The following is a 17,782-nucleotide window of genomic DNA, read 5'->3' as shown; positions in this document are numbered from 1 at the left end:
GGCTCCAGGACGGCCATCGCATCGCTGAAGACGGCGAGCGTGCGGCCGGGCAGAGCACCTCTGACTGCTGAGCGCAGGTCGTCGGCGTAGGCGAGGAGGTCGACTCGGTCGCCGGCGCGGGTGGCGACGGCGGTGAGCAGCAGCGCGGCGTCCATGGCGGAGTCGAGCTTCGGCTCATTGCCCACTCGGCCCGCGGAAGTGCGACTCGTGTCCAGCACGATGACGACGTGACGGTCGCGCTCGGGGCGCCACGTGCGGACGACGACGTCGTTGCGGCGGGCGGTGGCACGCCAGTCGATCGAGCGCACGTCGTCGCCGATCACGTATTCGCGCAGCGAGTCGAATTCGCTGCCCTGGCCGCGCACGAGAACCGGCGTGCGGCCATCGGTCTCGCGCAACTGCATCAGCCGCGACGGAAGGTGCTTGCGGCTGTGGAATGGTGGCAGCACGCGGAGGCGCCACCGGACCTCCTGCGAGACCTGGCGTCCAGCCAATCCGAAGGGGCCGATCGAGCGGACGGTGACGAGGTCCGGCTTACGATCGCCGCGCCGCGTCGGGGTGAGGGTCGTGTCGATGCGGTGCGTGGCGCCGGGGGCGAGGTCGAGTTCGTGGCGAGGTTCGAGGGGGAGTTGGTCGGGGCGAGCCGGTGCCGATCCGGAGGTGGATGCGGACCCGGATGCGGAGGCGGATGAAGAGTCTGCAGCTGTGCCGGAGGAGGAGTTGGCGGCGGTGGCGGACGCGGCGCTGCTGGCAGCCGAGCCGGACGCGGAGTTCTCAGCCGTGGTGGACGTGGTGCCGGCGGACGTCGTGCCGGACGCGGAGGTTTCAGCCGTGGCGGACGCGGTGCTGGCGGAGGTGCCGGATGCGGAGTTCTCAGCCGTGCCGGACGTCGTGTTGGCGGCGGTGCCGGATGCGGCGGCTGTGCCGAACGTGGCGCCGGAGCCGGATCCGTTGGGGGGGCTGGTGTTTCCGGCGCTGGGGGGCCAGGCGTCGCGCAGGACTCCGCGGAGGTGGCGGCGTCCGTTGTTGCGGATCAGCATGCTGACGTGGGCTTGGGTGCCCAGGCGGGCTGTTGTATCGCCTTGGCGTACGAACTCCAGGTCCTGCGGCCGTCCGCATTGGGCGAGGTCCAGTGCGATGCCCGTGCCGAGTACGGCTTCGAACGCGCCGACGCACAGCAGGCCGGGCACGTGCAGCAGCCCGGATGTCGCCGCGACGACGACACTGCCGATACCCGCGGCCAGTCCGGCGCGGCCGGTCAGCACGACGCTCCTCAGCGCGGCCCGGCTGCCCGGCCGACCTCCAGGAGCAGGAGCTTCCGTGCTCACCGCGGAACGACCACAGCCGCGAGGATCGAGTCGAGGACCGAGTCGGCCGAGACGCCCTCCAGCTCCATTTCCGGACGCAGCCGCACCCGGTGTCGCAGCACCGGCTTGGACAGAGCCTTCACATCGTCCGGCAGCAGGTAGTCGCGGCCGGACAGCCAGGCCCAGGCGCGCGAGGCCTGCAGCAGCGCGGTCGCGCCACGCGGGGAGACGCCCACGTCGAACGCGGTTGACGCGCGCGTGGCCCGGACGAGATCCGCGATGTACGCCAGGACTTCGGGTGCGACGGTCACCTGGCGGACGGCGTCGCGGGCGACGGCCAGCTGCTCGGGGCCCGCGACCGGCTTCACGCCCGCGGCCCGCAGGTCCCGCGGGTCGAAGCCCGCCGCGTGCCGCTGCAGCACGGCGATCTCCTCGTCCCGCGAGGGCAGCGGCAGGACCAGCTTCAGCAGGAAGCGGTCGAGCTGCGCCTCGGGCAGCGGATAGGTGCCCTCGAATTCGAGCGGGTTCTGGGTCGCGGCGACGAGGAAGGGCGTCGGGAGGGGGCGCGGCTCGCCGTCCACCGAGACCTGGCGCTCCTCCATCGCCTCGAGCAGCGCGGCCTGCGTCTTCGGCGGCGTCCGGTTGATCTCGTCCGCGAGCAGCAGGTTCGTGAAGACGGGTCCCTCGCGGAAGGAGAATTCCGCCGTGCGCGCGTCGTAGATCAGCGAACCGGTGATGTCACCGGGCATCAGGTCGGGTGTGAACTGCACGCGCTTCGTGTCGAGGGAAACGGCCGCCGACATCGCGCGCACGAGGAGGGTCTTGGCGACGCCCGGGACGCCTTCCAGCAGCACGTGGCCCTGCGAAAGCAGCGCGATCACCATGCCGGTGACGGCGGCGTCCTGCCCGACGACCGCCTTCGCGACCTCGGTGCGCACCGCCTTGAGTGCCTGGCGGGCGGCCAGTGCCTCGGGGGTCGAGGCGGCCGGGACCGCGGGGCGGGTGGGCGCGAGGGGCTGCCCGCCGGTGGCCACGGCCGTCTGCACGGTGGCGGGGATCGGCGCGTCCGCGAACGTGGCCGGCGGCGGCGCGAAACCCTGCGTGCCCTGATCGCCGGGCCCGGCCGCGGGCGCGGGCTGCTGCGGGAATCCCTGGGTGACTCCGGATTCGGTCACGACGAGCGGACCTCCTGTTCCAATCGGTCGAGCTGGTCGGTCAGCCGCACCAGTTCGCTTTCGGTCATCGGGACCTCGCCGGCCAGGATCGCGTGCACCTGCCCCGGACTCTGCCGCAGGCGCTCGGCGACCGCCTGCACGAGCGATTCGGGATTTCGGCCCGCCGGTCCGGCGGGCAGTCCGAGCAGCGGGGCGATGCGGCGGGCGGCGGCGCTGCGCAGCAGGCCCGCGGCACGTCCGTGCGCCGAGGCCCTGCGGTACAGATTCGCATGGCCCTCCACGGTTTCGGCCGCACGCACCTTCACCGGCAGCTTCTCGCCCACCAGGCGTCCGAGCCTGCGCGAGCGCCAGTAGGCCAGCGCGGCCGCCGCCACGAGCAACTGCAGCAGCATCCACCAGATCCAGTGCGGGATCAGCTGGGCCAGCGTCACCGCCTGGCTGCTTCCGCCGCCTCCGCCACCATTGCCGTTCCCGCCGCCACTGCCCCCGCCGCCGCCGGACGGATTGCCCGTCGCCGTGCCGGAGGGGTTGCCCGAGCCGCAGGCCTGGCCGAGGCAGCCGTTGAGGTTGTAGTCCTCGGTGAACTGCGTCGCCAGCCACACCAGCGTGCCGTGCCCGCCGAACAGGCCCAGCGCGAGCGCGGCGTCGCCCTGGCTGGTCAGGTACTCGTTCTCGGTGAAGTCGGTCCAGCCCAGCAGGATCACGTCGCCGCCGGTCTTGGTGTTGTGCAGCGAGACGAGTGCCGGATTGTTCCGCGAACCGACGACGTAACACCCGGTCAGGTCGGTGTACGCGGGCGAGGCGGTGCTCGTCGGCGTCGCCGTGGGAGACGCGGTGGCCGCGGACAGGTCGTACGTCTCGGCGCCCGCCGGCATGACGACGGAGCCGGCGGCGGTCGAGTCGGACTGCGCGCAGCCGGTCCCGGGATCGACGACGGTGGACGCGCTGGTGGACGTGGGCACGTCGGTCGCGACGCCGGGAGCGAACGCGCTGATCAGGTTCGGGTCGTAACTCAGGATGATGACGCGGCCCCAGGTCGACGACGCGAGCTGGGCGATGTCGGACGCGCTCATGTTCGCCTCGTCCTGGTCGATCACCAGCGTCGTGTCGCTGCCGCTGTAGGCCGTGGCGTCGTCGGCCGCGGTCGAGGTCGTGTACTGAATCCCGTTCTCCATCAACATGTTCAGCATCCCGTCGTCGTTCTCCGGGGAGACGAGCGGGGTGGTGGTGGTGGAGGGGGACGCGGCGTACGCGGACGGGGTCAGCGTCGTCAGCAGCGCGGCGGCGGCAACGAGCAGCACGTGGCGGAGACGAGTCATGTGCGCACCGCCGAACCGACCGCGTCGTCGACCCGGCTGATCACGGCGTAGCCCTCGGGCGTGCCCAGATAGTCGCCGTATTCGACCTCGTCGAAGGCGCGAGCGGCGTCGCGGAGAGTCTCGGCGTGCTCCGGCAGCAGCTCACCGGCGTCACGCGCCGCCTCGTCGGCGGTGCGGTCCTTGCGCTCGGGCAGCAGCGACCGCTCGTCGAGGACCGCGATGACCGCGCGGAATCGCTCACGGATCGCCTGCTGCCAGTCGCCGCCCTTGGCCGCCTGCGCGGCGTTGTGCCGGTGCAGTGCCGCGCCGAACAGCGGCGTCTCCGAGGCGCCGCCCGCGAGGTGCTTCGCCTTGTCCTTGTCCTTCTTCGTCTTCTCGTCCTTGCGCGGCTTGCCGATCTTCCGCAGGATCAGCAGCAGCGCGATGCCGACGATGACGATCAGCAGGATGACGAGCAGGATCGTGCCGCCGCTGGAGTGGTGCGAGGTGTTCGACGTCGGCGTCGGGCTGGGCGTGGACACCGTCGGCGTGGGGGACGAGGTGGACGGCGTGGGGCTCGGGCTCGTCGGCTGCACGTGGTACTTGCCCTGGGCCAGTTCCCGCGCGGCCTGCTGCGAGGCCTGCTCCCGGCCGGGCGTGATCGGCGCGCCGTCGGATATCGCGCTCACAGCATCGACCCCTGGGTCCGCCGGGTCCGGTTCGCCAGCCGTGCCCAGGCGATCCGGATGTCCAGGCCCTCCCGCCGGAAGCGCCGGTCCACGTAGAGCAGCGTGGCCGTGGCCGCTCGGTAAGGCGTCGTCAGCAGCAGCGTCAGCAGGTATGTGACGGCGTAGGCGATGAGCCACCAGCTGAATCCGCGGTTGCCCGGAACCCCGGCGAACTGGGCGCCGACGCCGAACTGATCGCGCAACTGCCAGCAGAACACGTCCAGCGAGACCGTCGCACAGGCCGCGATCAGCAGCGTCAGCAGGCTGGACCAGCCGATCCGGAACACGCCGCGGGCCGACAGCCGTCGCGAGCGACGCAGCGCGTTGCCGATGCTCGCGCCCTCCAGCACCGCCGCCGGGGCCGCCACGGCGGTCAGCGACGTGAGGATGAAGCAGAGCGGGAAGCAGCCGAGGCAGATCAGGAAGTACCAGCCGGCGACGTGGCCCGCGGGATCGGTCGCCGCCGAGTGCGTCAGCAATGCGAAAAGGAACACGGTGAACGCGCGCGGCAACGTGGTGATCGCGGCCAGCACGTAAAGCCGCGCCGTCCGGCCGCGCAGCGCCGCGCGGGCCTTGGCGGCGTCGGTGGGCTCGGCGTCCACGTAGGCCTTCACCGAAGGGGCGAACAGGCCGGCCAGCACCGTCGCCGCGAAACCGGAGCAGACGACTGCGATCAGGATCTCCGTCGTCACCAGGGAGACCGACTCGCCCGCGCTCGGCGCGTAGTTCGTGTACTGGTTGCCGAAGAAGTCCGTCGAGCTCCAGGTCGGGTGCTGCTGCACGGTCTGGCCGATCATCCGGTTGAACCACCAGGTCAGCGCCAGGGCCGCGGCCGAGCTCGCGGTGACCACGGCGGCCGCGCGCAGCAGGATCGCCTTGGGCACCGACGGGATCGCGCCCACCGCGCCGTCGATCAGTTCGAGCACGGTGAGCGGACGAAGCGGGATCGGGCGCTGCCGGAAGTCGCGGGGAGCGGAACGCCGCGCGGCGGGCGCGGCGACGGATGTCGGTGCGATCGGCTGCGGACTCGGCGCGGACGGGGACGCCCAGGGCTCACCCGTGTCCATCCGTGCCTCTTCCGGCATTCCCTAGCCCGCCCTCTTGGAGTTCGCCGAGACGCGGCGTGGGCCCCCGCAACCGCGCAGGGCCAGATTGTGTCATGCCGAGGAGAGTTGAATCCACCAGATGAAGAACCAGATGAAGAATTCGTGCGAGGATATCTGAGTATCCCCGGATTCGCAGGCCCGGGTGAGCCAGGTGAAGGGAGCGGACCCGGATGAAGGGTCGCGTGTTGATCGTCGACGACGACACCGCGTTGGCAGAGATGCTCGGCATCGTGCTGCGCGGTGAGGGTTTCGAGACCGCGGCGGTGGCCGACGGCGACCGTGCGTTCAGCGCTTTCCGGGAATTCAAGCCGGATCTGGTGCTGCTCGACCTGATGCTGCCCGGACGGGACGGGATCGACGTGGCCCGGCAGATCCGCGCCGAGTCGGGCGTGCCGATCGTGATGCTGACCGCGAAGAGCGACACGGTGGACGTGGTGGTCGGCCTCGAGTCCGGCGCCGACGACTATGTGATCAAGCCGTTCAAGCCGAAGGAACTGGTCGCCCGGGTGCGCGCGCGGCTGCGCCGCGCGGACGAGCCGAAGCCGGAGACGCTGGCCATCGGCGACCTGACCATCGACGTGGCAGGGCACTCGGTCAAGCGCGGCGGCGAGCCGATCGCGCTCACCCCGCTCGAGTTCGACCTGCTGGTCGCGCTCGCCCGCAAGCCCTGGCAGGTGTTCACCCGCGAGGTGCTGCTCGAGCAGGTCTGGGGCTACCGGCACGCGGCGGACACCCGGCTGGTGAACGTGCACGTGCAGCGGCTGCGCTCGAAGATCGAGCACGACCCGGAGAAGCCGGAGATCGTCATCACCGTGCGCGGCGTGGGCTACAAGGCCGGACCGGCCTGAGCCCGCGGGCGGCCGGAGAACCAGCGACGAGAGTAGGGACGAACACTGATCATGGCGCGGAGGTGGCGCCGGTGGGGCGCGGCCGCGCTGCGTCTGCCCGGCAGGGTGCGTTCCCGGTGGCGGCGCTCGCTGCAGTTCCGGGTGGTCGCGGTGACGATGGTGCTCTCGGTCATCGTCGCCGTCGGGCTCGGTGAGTTCGTCGCCGACCGCGTCGCCAAGGGGCTGCAGGCCACCCGGTACAGCGTGGCCCAGGGCATCGCCGAGTCCGGCTTCCGGATCGCGCGCACCCAGCTGGGGAGCTACAGCAACGGCACCGTCAACGACTCCGCCAACTTCACCGCCTCGGCCGAGCAGCTGTTCAACCTGCTCAACACGGGTTCCGCGGACGGCCAGCTCTACCAGGTGGCGCTCGAGTTCGCCGGGGACCAGGCCGGGGTCAGCGCGCCGTACTCCTCACCGCGCGCGTTCAAGCCCTCCGCGGTGCCCGCCGCGCTGCAGGAGAAGATCCAGACGCCGGAGAACGCCAACCAGGGCTTCAGCCAGTACTACACGCTCACCGAGACCTCGGCCGACGGCAGCGGGCAGATCAGCGTGCCCGCGGTGCTGTTCGCGGAGCGGGTGAGCACCACCGGCGGGCTGACCGCGGACGTCTACTACGTCTTCCCGCTGCGCCAGGACCAGCAGACGCTCAACAACGTCGAGGAGTCGCTGCTGCTCGCCGGCCTCGTGCTGGTGCTCGCGCTCGCGGTCATCGCGTGGTTCGTCACCCGGCAGGTGGTCACCCCGGTGCGGATGGCGGCCGCGATCGCGGAACGGCTCGCCGCCGGGCGGCTCGACGAGCAGATGCGGGTGCGCGGCGAGGACGACCTGGCGTCGCTGGCCACGTCCTTCAACAAGATGGCGATGAACCTGCAGAGCCAGATCCGGCGGCTCGAGGAGCTCTCCCGGATGCAGCGCCGCTTCGTCTCCGACGTCTCGCACGAGCTGCGCACGCCGCTGACCACGGTGCGGATGGCCGCCGATCTGATCCACGACGCCCGCGAGGACTTCGACCCGACCGTCGCGCGCTCCGCGGAACTGCTGCAGACCCAGCTGGACCGCTTCGAGGAGCTGCTCGCCGACCTGCTGGAGATCAGCCGCTTCGACGCGGGCGCGGCGGTGCTCGACGCCGAGCCGGTGGATCTGCGGGTGCTGACGCAGAAGGTGGTGGACGGCGCCGAGCCGCTGGCCGAGAACAAGGGCAGCCGCGTGGTCACCCGCTTCCCGGACCGGCCGGCCCTCGCCGAGGTGGACACCCGGCGGATCGACCGGATCCTGCGCAACCTCGTGGTCAACGCGATCGAGCACGGCGAGGGCAAGGACGTCGTCATCTCCATCGCGGCGGACGAGGACGCGGTCGCGGTGAGCGTGCGCGACTACGGCGTCGGCCTGCGGCCCGGCGAGTCCTCGCTGGTTTTCAACCGCTTCTGGCGCGCCGACCCGGCGCGGGCGCGCACCACCGGCGGCACCGGCCTCGGCCTGTCCATCGCCCTCGAGGACGCGAAGCTGCACCGCGGCTGGCTGCAGGCCTGGGGCGAGCCCGGCGGCGGCACGCAGTTCCGCCTCACCGTGCCGCGTACCGTCGGCACCGAACTGCTGCACTCGCCGATCCGGCTGGAGCCCGAGGACTCGCAGCACCACCAGCGGCACCGGCGGCTGCCGGCCGCCGCCGCGCCGCGCGGGCTGGTCCGCTCCGCCGCGGTGGCCGCGATCGCGCCGTCGCCCGGCGACTCCTCGTCCCGGATCGAGCGCTACCCGAACACGTTCGTGCTGCCCCCCGCTCCGGTCAATGCGCCGGAGCCGCGGGATACCCGGGACGAGGAGGAGTGAGCAGGTGACCGAGCGGTCGGGGCGGGCGGCGATACGGATGGCCGGGCTCGCGGCGGTACTCGCCGCGGTGGCCTCCGGCTGCGTCAGCCTGCAGGCGAACGGGCCGGTGACCTCAGTCGCCCAGGGCGACGCGGGCTCCTCGCAGGTGCAGATCTGGCCCTCTCCGCCGACCTCGAGCCTGTCGCAGACCGCGATCGTGACCGGCTTCCTGCAGGCGGCGCGCAGCGGCTCGGTGAACCTGGCGATCGCCGACGACTATCTGACCCCGGACATGCAGAAGCTGTGGCAGACCGAGCAGAGCACGGTGATCGTGCTCGCCGACGACTCGGAGACCTACCCGCAGCCGACCGGCACGGACTCCGCGCAGACCGACGGCGAGACCGGCGCGTCGTCCGAACAACTCCCGGACGCGAACCAGCAGAACCGGGTCGCGCAGGGCGTGGGCACCACGGCGGGTTCCGAGTTCACCGAGCAGGTGCAGGGCAATCTGCTCGGCACGGTCGACCCCTCCGGCGTCTACGCGGCCTCCAGCGGCACGGCGACCTACGAGTTCGGGCTCACCGACACCAAGGACGGGTTCCGGATCTCCTCGCTGCCCTCGACCTCGACGGGCTTCGGCGTGCTGATGGAGCGCTCGGACTTCGAGTCCTCCTACGACCGGCACGACGTCTACTACCAGAACGCGCAGTACAGCGGAAAGCTGATCCCCACTCAGATCTACCTGCCCGCGATAGACACCGACCAGGACATCGCGAACGCCATGGCCCGGCGGGTCGTGCAGGGCGTGCCGGATAATCTCGGCTCGGCCATGCAGGATCCGGTGCAGGGCGCGCAGCTCAAGGGCGACGTGCAGTTCCAGGGTGACGGCTCGGCGACCGTAGACATCAACAGCCATGGAACCTGCGCCGCGTCCGCCAACGCGTGCAAGCAGCTAGGACAGCAGCTCGCCGCCGCCCTGAACAGCCTGAGCACCAAGGTGACCTCGGTGAAGGTGGTGGACCAGGCGAACGGCAAGAGCTATCCGCAGGACACCCCCGACGCCAGTGTGACCTCCTACGGCGGGCAGAACGAGGGCTCCCACGGCGGCCAGACGTTCTTCGCCATCGCGGACGGCGGCACGGTCGAGCAGGTCGGCACCTTCAGCTCGGTGCACGCGTCGGGGCTGTCGTACGGGCAGGGGAAGACGAAGTTCAAGCAGGTCGCGGTCGGGCCGGGCCGGCTGCCGGACGGGCGGCCCGAGCAGATCGCGCTGGTCAGCCGGGACGGCACCAAGGTGTACGTGCAGCACGAGCAGGACGGACCGTACGGGCTCACCCCGATCTACCCGAGCGCCTCGATCCAGGCCGGCGGCACGGTCGGCGCGATGAGCTGGGACGCGTACGGCGTCCTGTGGTTCACCGCCACGCAGAACGGCGTCACCAGCGTCTACCGCTACGGCCAGGACACGCTGAGCCGGGTGACCGTCAGCGGGCTGGTCGGCACCGTCACCCAGGTCGCGGCGGCCCCGGACGGCAGCCGGGTGGCGGTGGCCTACAAGGACTCGACCGGCGACTCGTGGATCTCGGTGGCCGCGGCGGTCTCCGAGCCGGGCGGCGGCCGGCTGCTCGAGCTGGGCACGCCCGAGCTGGTCGCGGCCGATTGGAGCCAGGTCAGCGACTTCGACTGGTACAACGAGGACTCCCTGGCGGTGCTCGGCATCCAGCCGAACTCGCAGACGCTCGGGCTCTACCGGATCTACGCCGACGGCTCCTCGGTCTACGACTCGCTGACCGACCAGCCGGTCGAGGCGGTCCCGCCGGCCAACGCGCAGAGCTTCGTGTGGAGCTCCGGCGGCCTGCCGATCGCGGCGGCGGTGAACGGCGGCAAGGACCTGCTCTACTCGCTCTCCGTCGAGGGACAGGACGCGCAGCAGCTCAGCGGCGTGACCGGTACATCCCCGAGTTACTGAGCATCTCCTCAGCATTTTCTCGGCGTTCGTCTACTGACGTCGTGTCGATGGCGGCCTAATATCGGCAAGATGGGGCTCAAGAACTGGGCATTGCTGCTCGCCGACCTGGTACTGCCGGCCGAATGCGCCGGCTGCGGGGAGTCGAGGTCGCGCTCCGCGCTGCCGGGACTGTGCACGCTGTGCGCGCTCAGCCTGTCCGGGCCGCCGCTGCCCGCCCGGCTGCCCAGGATCGGTGCGGGGGTTCCGCCGGTGCATGCGCTGGCCGCGTACCTCGATCCGGTGCCGGAGATCATCATCGCGCAGAAGGAGCACGGCAGGCTGGACCTGGCCAGGCCGCTCGGGCAGGAGCTGGCCAGGGCCGCGGAGGCAGCGGCGGCGGGCGCCGACCCGCTGTGGCTGGTGCCGGTCCCCTCGACCCGCGAGGCGACCGTGCGGCGCGGCCAGGACCCGATGCTGCGGATGGCCAGGGTCGCCGCGACCCGGCTGCGCGCGAGCGGCCGATCGGTGGCCGTGCTGCCCGCGCTGACGCACCGTCGGAAGGTCGCCGACCAGGCCGGACTCGCCCGTCTCGCGCGCGCGGAGAACCTGGACGGCGCGCTGGCCGTGCGCGCCGCGAGTGCCCGGCTGCTCGGCGAACGGCCCGTGGTGCTGCTGGACGACGTGATGACGAGCGGGGCGACGCTCGCGGAGGCGGCCCGGGCGCTGCGTGCCGCCGGCAACGCCCCGGTGGGCGCCGCCGTGCTCGCCGCGACCCGGTTGGCCGGGCGCCTGAGCTGAGCGTTTGCGAAGAGTTCACCCGCTTGGAGGACGGAGGCCGCTCGGGTCTACCGTATGGCCGCTTCCGGGATTACGTTTCCCCTTACGAGGCATGGAGGGCCTGCGCGGCGGCGGCGGACCGCCTTACCCGAATGGTTTCCGCCTTAAACGAGAGGCATCTATCCCCACATTTCACTCCATATACGCACTGTTCGGGCGTATGGTCGGACAACCCTGACGGAACAAGCGAGAGGGATGCACCCGTGGAGATCGTCGTGAAGGGTCGCAAGGCTGAGGTGAGCGACAGGTTCCGCAAGCACGTGGTGGACAAGCTCAGCCGGATCGAGCGGTACGACCACAAGATCATCAGCCTCGACGTGGAGCTCTCGAAGGAACGCAACCCCCGCCAGACCGAACGCAAGGACCGCGTCGAGCTGACGATGCGCACCCGCGGACCGGTGATCCGCGCCGAGGCCTGCGCGCAGGACGCGTACTCGGCCCTCGACCTGGCCGTCGGCAAGCTCGAGGCGCGGATGCGCCGGGCGGCCGACCGGCGCCGGGTGCACCACGGCCGGCGCAGCCCGGTGTCGGTGGCCGCCGCCACCTCGGCGCTCGCCGAGCCGGAGGCCGCGGACTACCCGGCCGAGCCGGAGGACACCGCCGTCAACGGCAGCAGGCAGGACGCCGCGCGGCACAAGATCTGCAACATCGAGGTCGAGGGCGACGGCCCGCTCGTGGTGCGCGAGAAGACCCACGCGGCCAAGCCGATGGCCCTGGACCAGGCGCTCTACGAGATGGAGCTGGTCGGCCACGACTTCTACCTCTTCGTCGACTCCGAGACCAAGCTGCCGTCCGTCGTCTACCGCCGTCGCGGCTACGACTACGGGGTGATCCGGCTGGACGAGGCCGCGCACGTTGACGCGGCGCACTACGACGGACGGGCCGCCGCCTGAGGGTTCGTCACCTCCGTTCCCCCCGCGGCCCGGTGCTTCGTGCATCTGTGCAAATGCACGTCGCATGGAGGACTATTATCAGGAGTCATCGACCCCAGACGATGATGGTCCGACTACCTACGGTGCCCGGTCGATCTCGGCCGGGCACACCGCGGGCAGCGGCAGGCGGAGCCGTCCGGGCTCCGCGGGAGAGGACGAAGGGGCTAGGACGATGGCCGATACTCGGACAGGGGCCGCGCAGCGCGGCGAGCCGATCAGAGTCCTGCTCGTCGACGACCACGCCCTGATGCGGCTGAGCCTGCGCACGGTGCTGGAGACCGAGCCGGACATCGAGGTGGTCGGCGAGGCCGGGGACGGCAACGAGGCGCTGGCCAAGGCCGCCGAGCTGCTGCCGGACCTGGTGCTGCTCGATGTGAAGATGCCCGCGCGCGGCGGGATCGGCGGCGGCATCGAGGCGGCCGCCGCGATCAAGGACATCGCACCGAGCGCCCGCGTCGTCATGCTCACCATGAGCGAGGACGAGGAAGACCTCTACGAGGCGATCAAGGCGGGTGCCAGCGGCTACCTGCTCAAGGACGTTCTGCCGCACGAGATCGCCGACTCGATCCGCTCCGTGGTCGGCGGCCAGTCGCTGATCTCCCCGCCGATGGCCGCGAAGCTGCTGACCGAGTTCGCCACCATGGTGCGGCACGGCGAGGACCGCAAGAACCCGGGCCCGCCCGCGCCGCGGCTGACCGACCGCGAGCTCGAGGTGCTCAAGCTCATCGCGACCGGCGCGAACAACAGCAAGATCGCAAAGACCCTGTTCATCAGCGAGAACACGGTCAAGAACCACGTGCGCAACATCCTGGAGAAGCTGCAGTTGCACTCCCGGATGGAAGCCGTGATGTACGCGGTGCGAGAGAAGATCTTGGACCTCCCCTAGTCTCGATCCATGACGGGGATTCAGGTCGGTGCGCTGCGCCGCTCGGACCGGCTGCTTCTCGGTGGAGCCCTGCTGCTCAGCGCCGTCGCCGCGCTCGGCAGGAATGTCGGCACGGTGGCGCCCTTCCTGATCTCCGCGGCCGCCCTCGCTCTGCTCGCCGGGCTGGTCGGCCGCAGCGTCGACCAGCTCGCGGACCGGCTCGGCCCGGGCGCGGTCGGCGTGCTGCAGGCCGGGCTCGGCAACCTGCCCGAGCTGTTCGTCTGCACCTTCGCGCTGCGCCACGGGTTGACGGTCGTGGTCAGCTCGGCGCTGATCGGCTCCATCCTCGGCAACCTGCTGCTCGTGCTCGGACTCGCCTTCGTGGTCGGCGGGTGGCGGCACGGAATGCTGCGTTTCTCCGAGCTGCGCGCACGGATGATCATGTCGCTGTTGCTGCTGTCGGTGGCCGCGATGTTCGTGCCCTCGCTCGCGCACTATGTGGGCGCCGCGGCGAGCGGCCACGAGGTGGCGCTCTCCCGGATCGCGGCAGTCGTCCTGCTCGCGGTCTTCGCGCTCTCGGTGCCGATGTCGCTGCGCCGCGAGGAGGAGCCCGCCGACTCCGAGGTGGAAGTCGCGGAGCCGGACTGGCCGCTGCGGCTCGCGCTGGGAGTCCTGGTCGTCAGCGCGCTGCTCGCCGCGTACGTCTCGGACCTCTTCGTCGACGCGCTGCAGCCCGCGATGACCGCGTTGCACATCAACCAGGTGTTCGCCGGCCTGGTCATCGTCGCGATCGCGGGCAACGCCGTGGAGAACGCGGTCGGCGTCAAACTCGCCTGGCGGCAGCGCCCCGACCACGCGCTCGCCGTCATCCTGAACAGCCCGCTGCAGATCGCCGTCGTACTCGCCCCGGCGCTCGTGCTGCTCTCCCCGCTGATCGGCGGCCCCGCGTTCACGCTCGTTTTCAGCCCGATGCTGATGGCCTCCGTCGGCATCGCGGTCGGCTCGGTGGCCTTCCTGGTCTCGGACGGAGCCTCCGACTGGCTGGAGGGCGCCACGATGATCGGGCTCTACATCCTCATCGCCGCCGCCTTCTGGTGGGGCTGACCGCGCCGGGCAATCGTATTGGCGGCCCAGGGTGCCGATACGGCATCATTGACCTCGCACGACTTCATTCCCGGGTCGTCTAGTGGCAGGACATCAGATTTTGGTTCTGAGTACGGAGGTTCGACCCCTCCCCCGGGAGCCGCAAGTGGGCAGGCACGGAGGTTCGACCGCTCCGCTCTCCCGGGAGCCGTAGGTCGGGAGAGTACGGAGGTTCGACCGCTCCGCTCTCCCGGGAGCAGCACGATCAGCTTCTGGTCACCCGCAGCAGGTAGGCTCGGCGGTGGTCCCCCTCGCCGAGAAGTAGGTAGGCAACCGTGTCGCCTGAGCTACGCCCTGCTGCCGTTTTCGTCCTCGCCGCCGGCCAAGGCACCCGGATGAAGTCGGACACTCCGAAGGTGCTTCACACCCTGTGCGGCCGTCCGCTCGTCGGCCATGTGGTGGCGAACGCGCTCGGCCTCGAACCGCGGCGGCTGGCCGTGGTCGTCGGGCACGGGCGCGAGCAGGTCGCCGCGTACCTGGCGAGCGTGGATCCGGAGATCCGCGCCGTGGTCCAGGAGGAGCAGCACGGCACCGGGCACGCCACGCGCGTGGCCATGGAGGCGCTGACCGAGACCGACGGCGAGATCGAGGGCACCGTCCTCGTCCTGTTCGGCGACACCCCGCTGCTGAGCACCGAGACCATGAGCGCCGTGCTCGCCGAACACCAGCGGGCCGACCGCGCGGTCACCGTGCTCACGGCCATCCCGGACGATCCCACCGGCTACGGCCGCGTCATCCGGGACGGCGAGTCCGTCGTCGGCATCGTGGAGCAGAAGGACGCGACGCCCGAGCAGGTCGCGATCACCGAGGTCAACTCCGGTGTCTTCGCGTTCGACGCCAAGGTGCTGCGGGACGCGCTCGGACGGCTCAACCGGAACAACAAGCAGGGCGAGGAGTATCTCACCGACGTGCTCGGCATCGCGGCGGCGGACGGGCTCTCGGTCGGCGCGCACGTGGTCGAGGACTGGCACGAGACCCTCGGTATCAACGACCGGGTCCAGCTCGCCGACATGCGACGGCTGTTCAACCGGCGGCTGACGGAGCGTTGGATGCGCGAGGGCGTGTCCATCATCGACCCGGCGACGACGCTCATCGACGTGCAGGCCACGCTCGGCCGGGACGCGATCGTGTACCCGAACACCCAGCTCTACGGCGGCACGGTGCTCGCCCCCGGCGCCGAGGTCGGCCCGAACTGCACCCTCACCGACACGTTCGTGGGCGAGGGCGCCAGGGTCACCAATGCCACCACCGAGGGGGCCGAGATCGGCCCGGAGGCGACCGTCGGCCCGTACACCTACCTGCGTCCCGGCACGAAGCTGGCGCGCGGGGCCAAGGCGGGCGGCTTCGTGGAGATGAAGAACGCGGAGATCGGCGAGGGCTCGAAGGTGCCGCACCTGTCCTACGTCGGCGACGCGACCATCGGCGAGGGCTGCAACATCGGCGCGGGCACCATCACCGCCAACTACGACGGCGTGGCCAAGCACCGCACCGAGATCGGCGACCACGTGTTCGTCGGCTCGGACACCGTGCTGATCGCCCCGGCCAAGCTCGGGGACGGCGCGTTCGTGGCCGCCGGCTCGGCCGTCAGTAGCCCGGTCGGCCCCGGCGAACTGGCCGTGGCCCGCGGCCGGCAGCGCAACATCGCGGGCTACATCGAGCGCAAGCGCCCGGACAGCAAGGCGGCCAGGGCGGCCGCGCGGGCGAAGGCGGAAAACGCCACGGACAAGTCATGATGCGATGAACTGCACACCTCCGTATGGTGTCCGACGGGGGTCGCGACGTCGTGACTTCTGCGACAATAGGAGGGGGCAGAACCCGCCGTCTCGCGATGAACGGGATCACGCCCGATGCTTCCCCCGTTTTTGCCGCAGGATCGGGCAAAGGCTCGTCAACTCCCCAAGGAGCTAGTCGCGTGACCGGGATCGAGACCACCGGCCAGAAGAAACTCATGTTGTTCTCCGGCCGGGCGCATCCGGAACTGGCCGAGGCGGTGGCGAGCGAATTGGGCGTGGAGCTGGCCCCGACCCAGGCCAGGGACTTCGCCAACGGCGAGATCTACGTGCGTTTCGAGGAGTCGGTACGGGGCAGCCACGCCTTCGTGCTGCAGAGCCACACCTCGCCGATCAACCAGTGGATCATGGAGCAGCTGATCATGGTGGACGCGCTCAAGCGCGCGTCCGCGAAGAACATCACCGTGATCATGCCCTTCTACGGCTACGCGCGGCAGGACAAGAAGCACCGCGGCCGCGAGCCGATCTCCGCCCGGCTGATGGCCGACCTGTTCAAGCAGGCGGGCGCCGACCGGCTGATGGCCATCGATCTGCACACCGATCAGATCCAGGGCTACTTCGACGGCCCGGTGGACCACCTGTGGGCGATGCCGCTGCTGATCGACTACATCCGGGAGAACATCGACCAGGAGCGGCTGACCATCGTCTCCCCGGACGCCGGACGGGTGAAGGTCGCCGACAAGTGGTGCGACAAGCTCAGCGCCCCGCTCGCCATCGTGCACAAGCGGCGTGACACGAATATGGCGAACCGGGTCTCGGTGCACGAGATCGTCGGCGACATCAAGGGTCGGGTCTGCGTTCTGGTGGACGACATGATCGACACCGCGGGCACGATCTGCGCAGCCTCGGAGGCGCTGTTCGAGCACGGCGCCGCCGAGGTGGTCATAGTCGCGACGCACGCGGTCTTCTCCGGCCCGGCCGTCGACCGGCTGAAGAACTCGCGGGTCAGCAAGGTCATCGTCACCGACACGCTGCCGCTGCCCGACGACCGCCGCTTCGACAAGCTCGCGGTGCTCTCCATCGCCCCGATCATCGCCAAGGCCATCTCGGAGGTCTTCGAGGACGGCTCGGTGACCTCCATGTTCGAAGGCGCCGACGACTAGCACGCGCGCGGTCCGCAGCACCCCTCGCCGACCGGTAGAATTCGCTCTATTGCCCGGCGAGGGAGTGGCCGCGGATCCAGGCAGCACGAGGATCCGGGCGGGCTCCGTGATCGACGTGCTGATCGCGCTCCGGGCCGTTGCGCGGCCCCTTCTTTCGGGCGCCCGCCTCGGCCGGGGGTCGATTCGCCAGATCGTCCAGGCTGAAACCGACCCCGAAAACGGAGGCAACACCATGGCTGAGATCAAGATCGCGGCCGAGCCGCGCGAGAACTTCGGCAAGGGCGCGGCGCGTCAGCTGCGCCGCGAGGGCAAGATCCCCGCCGTGCTCTACGGGCACAAGCAGGAGCCGGTGCACCTGTCGCTGCCGGAGCACGAGCTGTTCCTCGCGCTCAAGAACTCGAACGTGCTGCTGAACCTGGACATCGTCGGCTCCAAGAGCGAGCTGGCCATCCCGAAGGCCGTGTCCAAGGACCCGGTCAAGCGCACCCTCGAGCACATCGACCTGCTGCTCGTCCGCCTCGGCGAGAAGGTCACCGTGGACGTGCCGATCGTCACCACCGGCGAGATCGCGTCCGGCGGCCTGCTCGAGCTCGTGCTGACCAGCCTGTCGGTCGAGACCGAGGCCACCCACATCCCGAGCTCCATCGAGGTCTCCGTCGCGGGCCTGGCCGAGGGCACCCAGATCACCGCCGCCGAGGTCGCCCTGCCCGAGGGCACCACCCTGGTGACCGACGGCGAGGCCGTCGTGGTGCACGTGCTGACCCCGGCCGCCACGATGGTCGAGGACGAGTCCGCCGAGGGCGCTGGCGGAGAGTCCGAGGGCTCCGCCGAGTAGCACCGCGCGGACGAGGAGC

The 17,782-nt window shown here is 70.7% G+C and carries 15 protein-coding genes and 1 tRNA gene; 11 read left to right on the top strand and 5 right to left on the bottom strand.

Features of this window, described 5'->3' with window-relative positions; genetic code table 11:
- From VG296_RS03935 to VG296_RS03915, 5 genes are all read right to left on the bottom strand, one after another.
- Positions 1-1,265 (bottom strand): DUF58 domain-containing protein (locus tag VG296_RS03935; RefSeq protein WP_325563139.1); only part of this gene is annotated, 1,265 nt, incomplete at its 3' end.
- 59 nt (positions 1,266-1,324) lie between these two features.
- Complete coding sequence (locus VG296_RS03930) at positions 1,325-2,365, bottom strand: AAA family ATPase (RefSeq protein WP_414641047.1); 1,041 nt, start codon at positions 2,363-2,365, stop codon at positions 1,325-1,327.
- A 113-nt stretch (positions 2,366-2,478) separates the two neighbouring features.
- The gene (locus tag VG296_RS03925; protein ID WP_325563135.1) at positions 2,479-3,801 is read right to left on the bottom strand and encodes a DUF4350 domain-containing protein; all 1,323 of its coding nucleotides are present in this window, start codon (positions 3,799-3,801) and stop codon (positions 2,479-2,481) included.
- Positions 3,798-4,469 carry a DUF4129 domain-containing protein gene (locus VG296_RS03920; protein WP_325563133.1) on the bottom strand — a complete coding sequence of 224 codons (672 nt, stop codon included), beginning with the start codon at positions 4,467-4,469 and terminating at the stop codon, positions 3,798-3,800. Before VG296_RS03920 ends, VG296_RS03925 begins: the two co-directional genes overlap by 4 nt.
- Positions 4,466-5,575 carry a hypothetical protein gene (locus VG296_RS03915; RefSeq protein ID WP_325563131.1) on the bottom strand — a complete coding sequence of 370 codons (1,110 nt, stop codon included), beginning with the start codon at positions 5,573-5,575 and terminating at the stop codon, positions 4,466-4,468. The genes VG296_RS03920 and VG296_RS03915 overlap by 4 nt, the downstream gene beginning before the upstream one ends.
- Before the next feature lie 209 nt (positions 5,576-5,784).
- Here VG296_RS03915 and mtrA point away from each other — a divergent pair, with 209 nt between their 5' ends.
- From mtrA to VG296_RS03860, 11 genes are all read left to right on the top strand, one after another.
- Positions 5,785-6,462: an MtrAB system response regulator MtrA gene (mtrA, locus tag VG296_RS03910; RefSeq protein ID WP_034267548.1), complete on the top strand. Its 678-nt coding sequence runs from the start codon at positions 5,785-5,787 to the stop codon at positions 6,460-6,462.
- A gap of 51 nt (positions 6,463-6,513) precedes the next feature.
- Positions 6,514-8,331 carry an MtrAB system histidine kinase MtrB gene (gene mtrB / locus VG296_RS03905; RefSeq protein WP_325563128.1) on the top strand — a complete coding sequence of 606 codons (1,818 nt, stop codon included), beginning with the start codon at positions 6,514-6,516 and terminating at the stop codon, positions 8,329-8,331.
- 4 nt (positions 8,332-8,335) lie between these two features.
- On the top strand, positions 8,336-10,279 hold the full coding sequence (locus VG296_RS03900) for a hypothetical protein (RefSeq protein ID WP_325563126.1): 1,944 nt from the start codon (positions 8,336-8,338) through the stop codon (positions 10,277-10,279).
- A gap of 69 nt (positions 10,280-10,348) precedes the next feature.
- A complete protein-coding gene (locus tag VG296_RS03895; protein WP_325563124.1) occupies positions 10,349-11,056 on the top strand; it encodes a ComF family protein in 708 nt (235 codons plus the stop codon).
- Positions 11,057-11,298: 242 nt separating this feature from the next.
- Positions 11,299-11,988, top strand: a complete 690-nt coding sequence (gene hpf, locus VG296_RS03890; RefSeq protein ID WP_325563122.1) for a ribosome hibernation-promoting factor, HPF/YfiA family — start codon at positions 11,299-11,301, stop codon at positions 11,986-11,988.
- 211 nt (positions 11,989-12,199) lie between these two features.
- A complete protein-coding gene (locus tag VG296_RS03885; protein WP_325563120.1) occupies positions 12,200-12,913 on the top strand; it encodes a response regulator transcription factor in 714 nt (237 codons plus the stop codon).
- A 9-nt stretch (positions 12,914-12,922) separates the two neighbouring features.
- Complete coding sequence (locus tag VG296_RS03880) at positions 12,923-13,996, top strand: sodium:proton exchanger (RefSeq protein WP_325563118.1); 1,074 nt, start codon at positions 12,923-12,925, stop codon at positions 13,994-13,996.
- A gap of 68 nt (positions 13,997-14,064) precedes the next feature.
- Positions 14,065-14,135: transfer RNA gene (locus VG296_RS03875), tRNA-Gln, on the top strand.
- 175 nt (positions 14,136-14,310) lie between these two features.
- On the top strand, positions 14,311-15,768 hold the full coding sequence (gene glmU / locus VG296_RS03870; RefSeq protein WP_325563116.1) for a bifunctional UDP-N-acetylglucosamine diphosphorylase/glucosamine-1-phosphate N-acetyltransferase GlmU: 1,458 nt from the start codon (positions 14,311-14,313) through the stop codon (positions 15,766-15,768).
- Between the two features lie 179 nt (positions 15,769-15,947).
- A complete protein-coding gene (locus VG296_RS03865) occupies positions 15,948-16,928 on the top strand; it encodes a ribose-phosphate diphosphokinase (RefSeq protein ID WP_325563114.1) in 981 nt (326 codons plus the stop codon).
- 232 nt (positions 16,929-17,160) lie between these two features.
- Positions 17,161-17,763 carry a 50S ribosomal protein L25/general stress protein Ctc gene (locus VG296_RS03860; RefSeq protein ID WP_325563112.1) on the top strand — a complete coding sequence of 201 codons (603 nt, stop codon included), beginning with the start codon at positions 17,161-17,163 and terminating at the stop codon, positions 17,761-17,763.
- Positions 17,764-17,782 lie beyond the last annotated feature (19 nt).

Source organism: Actinospica sp. (assembly GCF_035552695.1).
GTDB lineage: Bacteria > Actinomycetota > Actinomycetes > Streptomycetales > Catenulisporaceae > Actinospica.
This window is presented reverse-complemented; position numbering and strand designations above follow the sequence as displayed.

What these genes read in the sequence shown, in the direction of transcription:
- VG296_RS03925 (WP_325563135.1), bottom strand. Translation starts at nt 3,801, where the DNA reads ATGACTCGTCTCCGCCACGTGCTGCTCGTTGCCGCCGCCGCGCTGCTG.
- VG296_RS03915 (WP_325563131.1), bottom strand. Translation starts at nt 5,575, where the DNA reads ATGGACACGGGTGAGCCCTGGGCGTCCCCGTCCGCGCCGAGTCCGCAG.
- mtrA (WP_034267548.1), top strand. Translation starts at nt 5,785, where the DNA reads ATGAAGGGTCGCGTGTTGATCGTCGACGACGACACCGCGTTGGCAGAG.
- mtrB (WP_325563128.1), top strand. Translation starts at nt 6,514, where the DNA reads ATGGCGCGGAGGTGGCGCCGGTGGGGCGCGGCCGCGCTGCGTCTGCCC.
- VG296_RS03895 (WP_325563124.1), top strand. Translation starts at nt 10,349, where the DNA reads ATGGGGCTCAAGAACTGGGCATTGCTGCTCGCCGACCTGGTACTGCCG.
- VG296_RS03885 (WP_325563120.1), top strand. Translation starts at nt 12,200, where the DNA reads ATGGCCGATACTCGGACAGGGGCCGCGCAGCGCGGCGAGCCGATCAGA.
- VG296_RS03880 (WP_325563118.1), top strand. Translation starts at nt 12,923, where the DNA reads ATGACGGGGATTCAGGTCGGTGCGCTGCGCCGCTCGGACCGGCTGCTT.
- VG296_RS03860 (WP_325563112.1), top strand. Translation starts at nt 17,161, where the DNA reads ATGGCTGAGATCAAGATCGCGGCCGAGCCGCGCGAGAACTTCGGCAAG.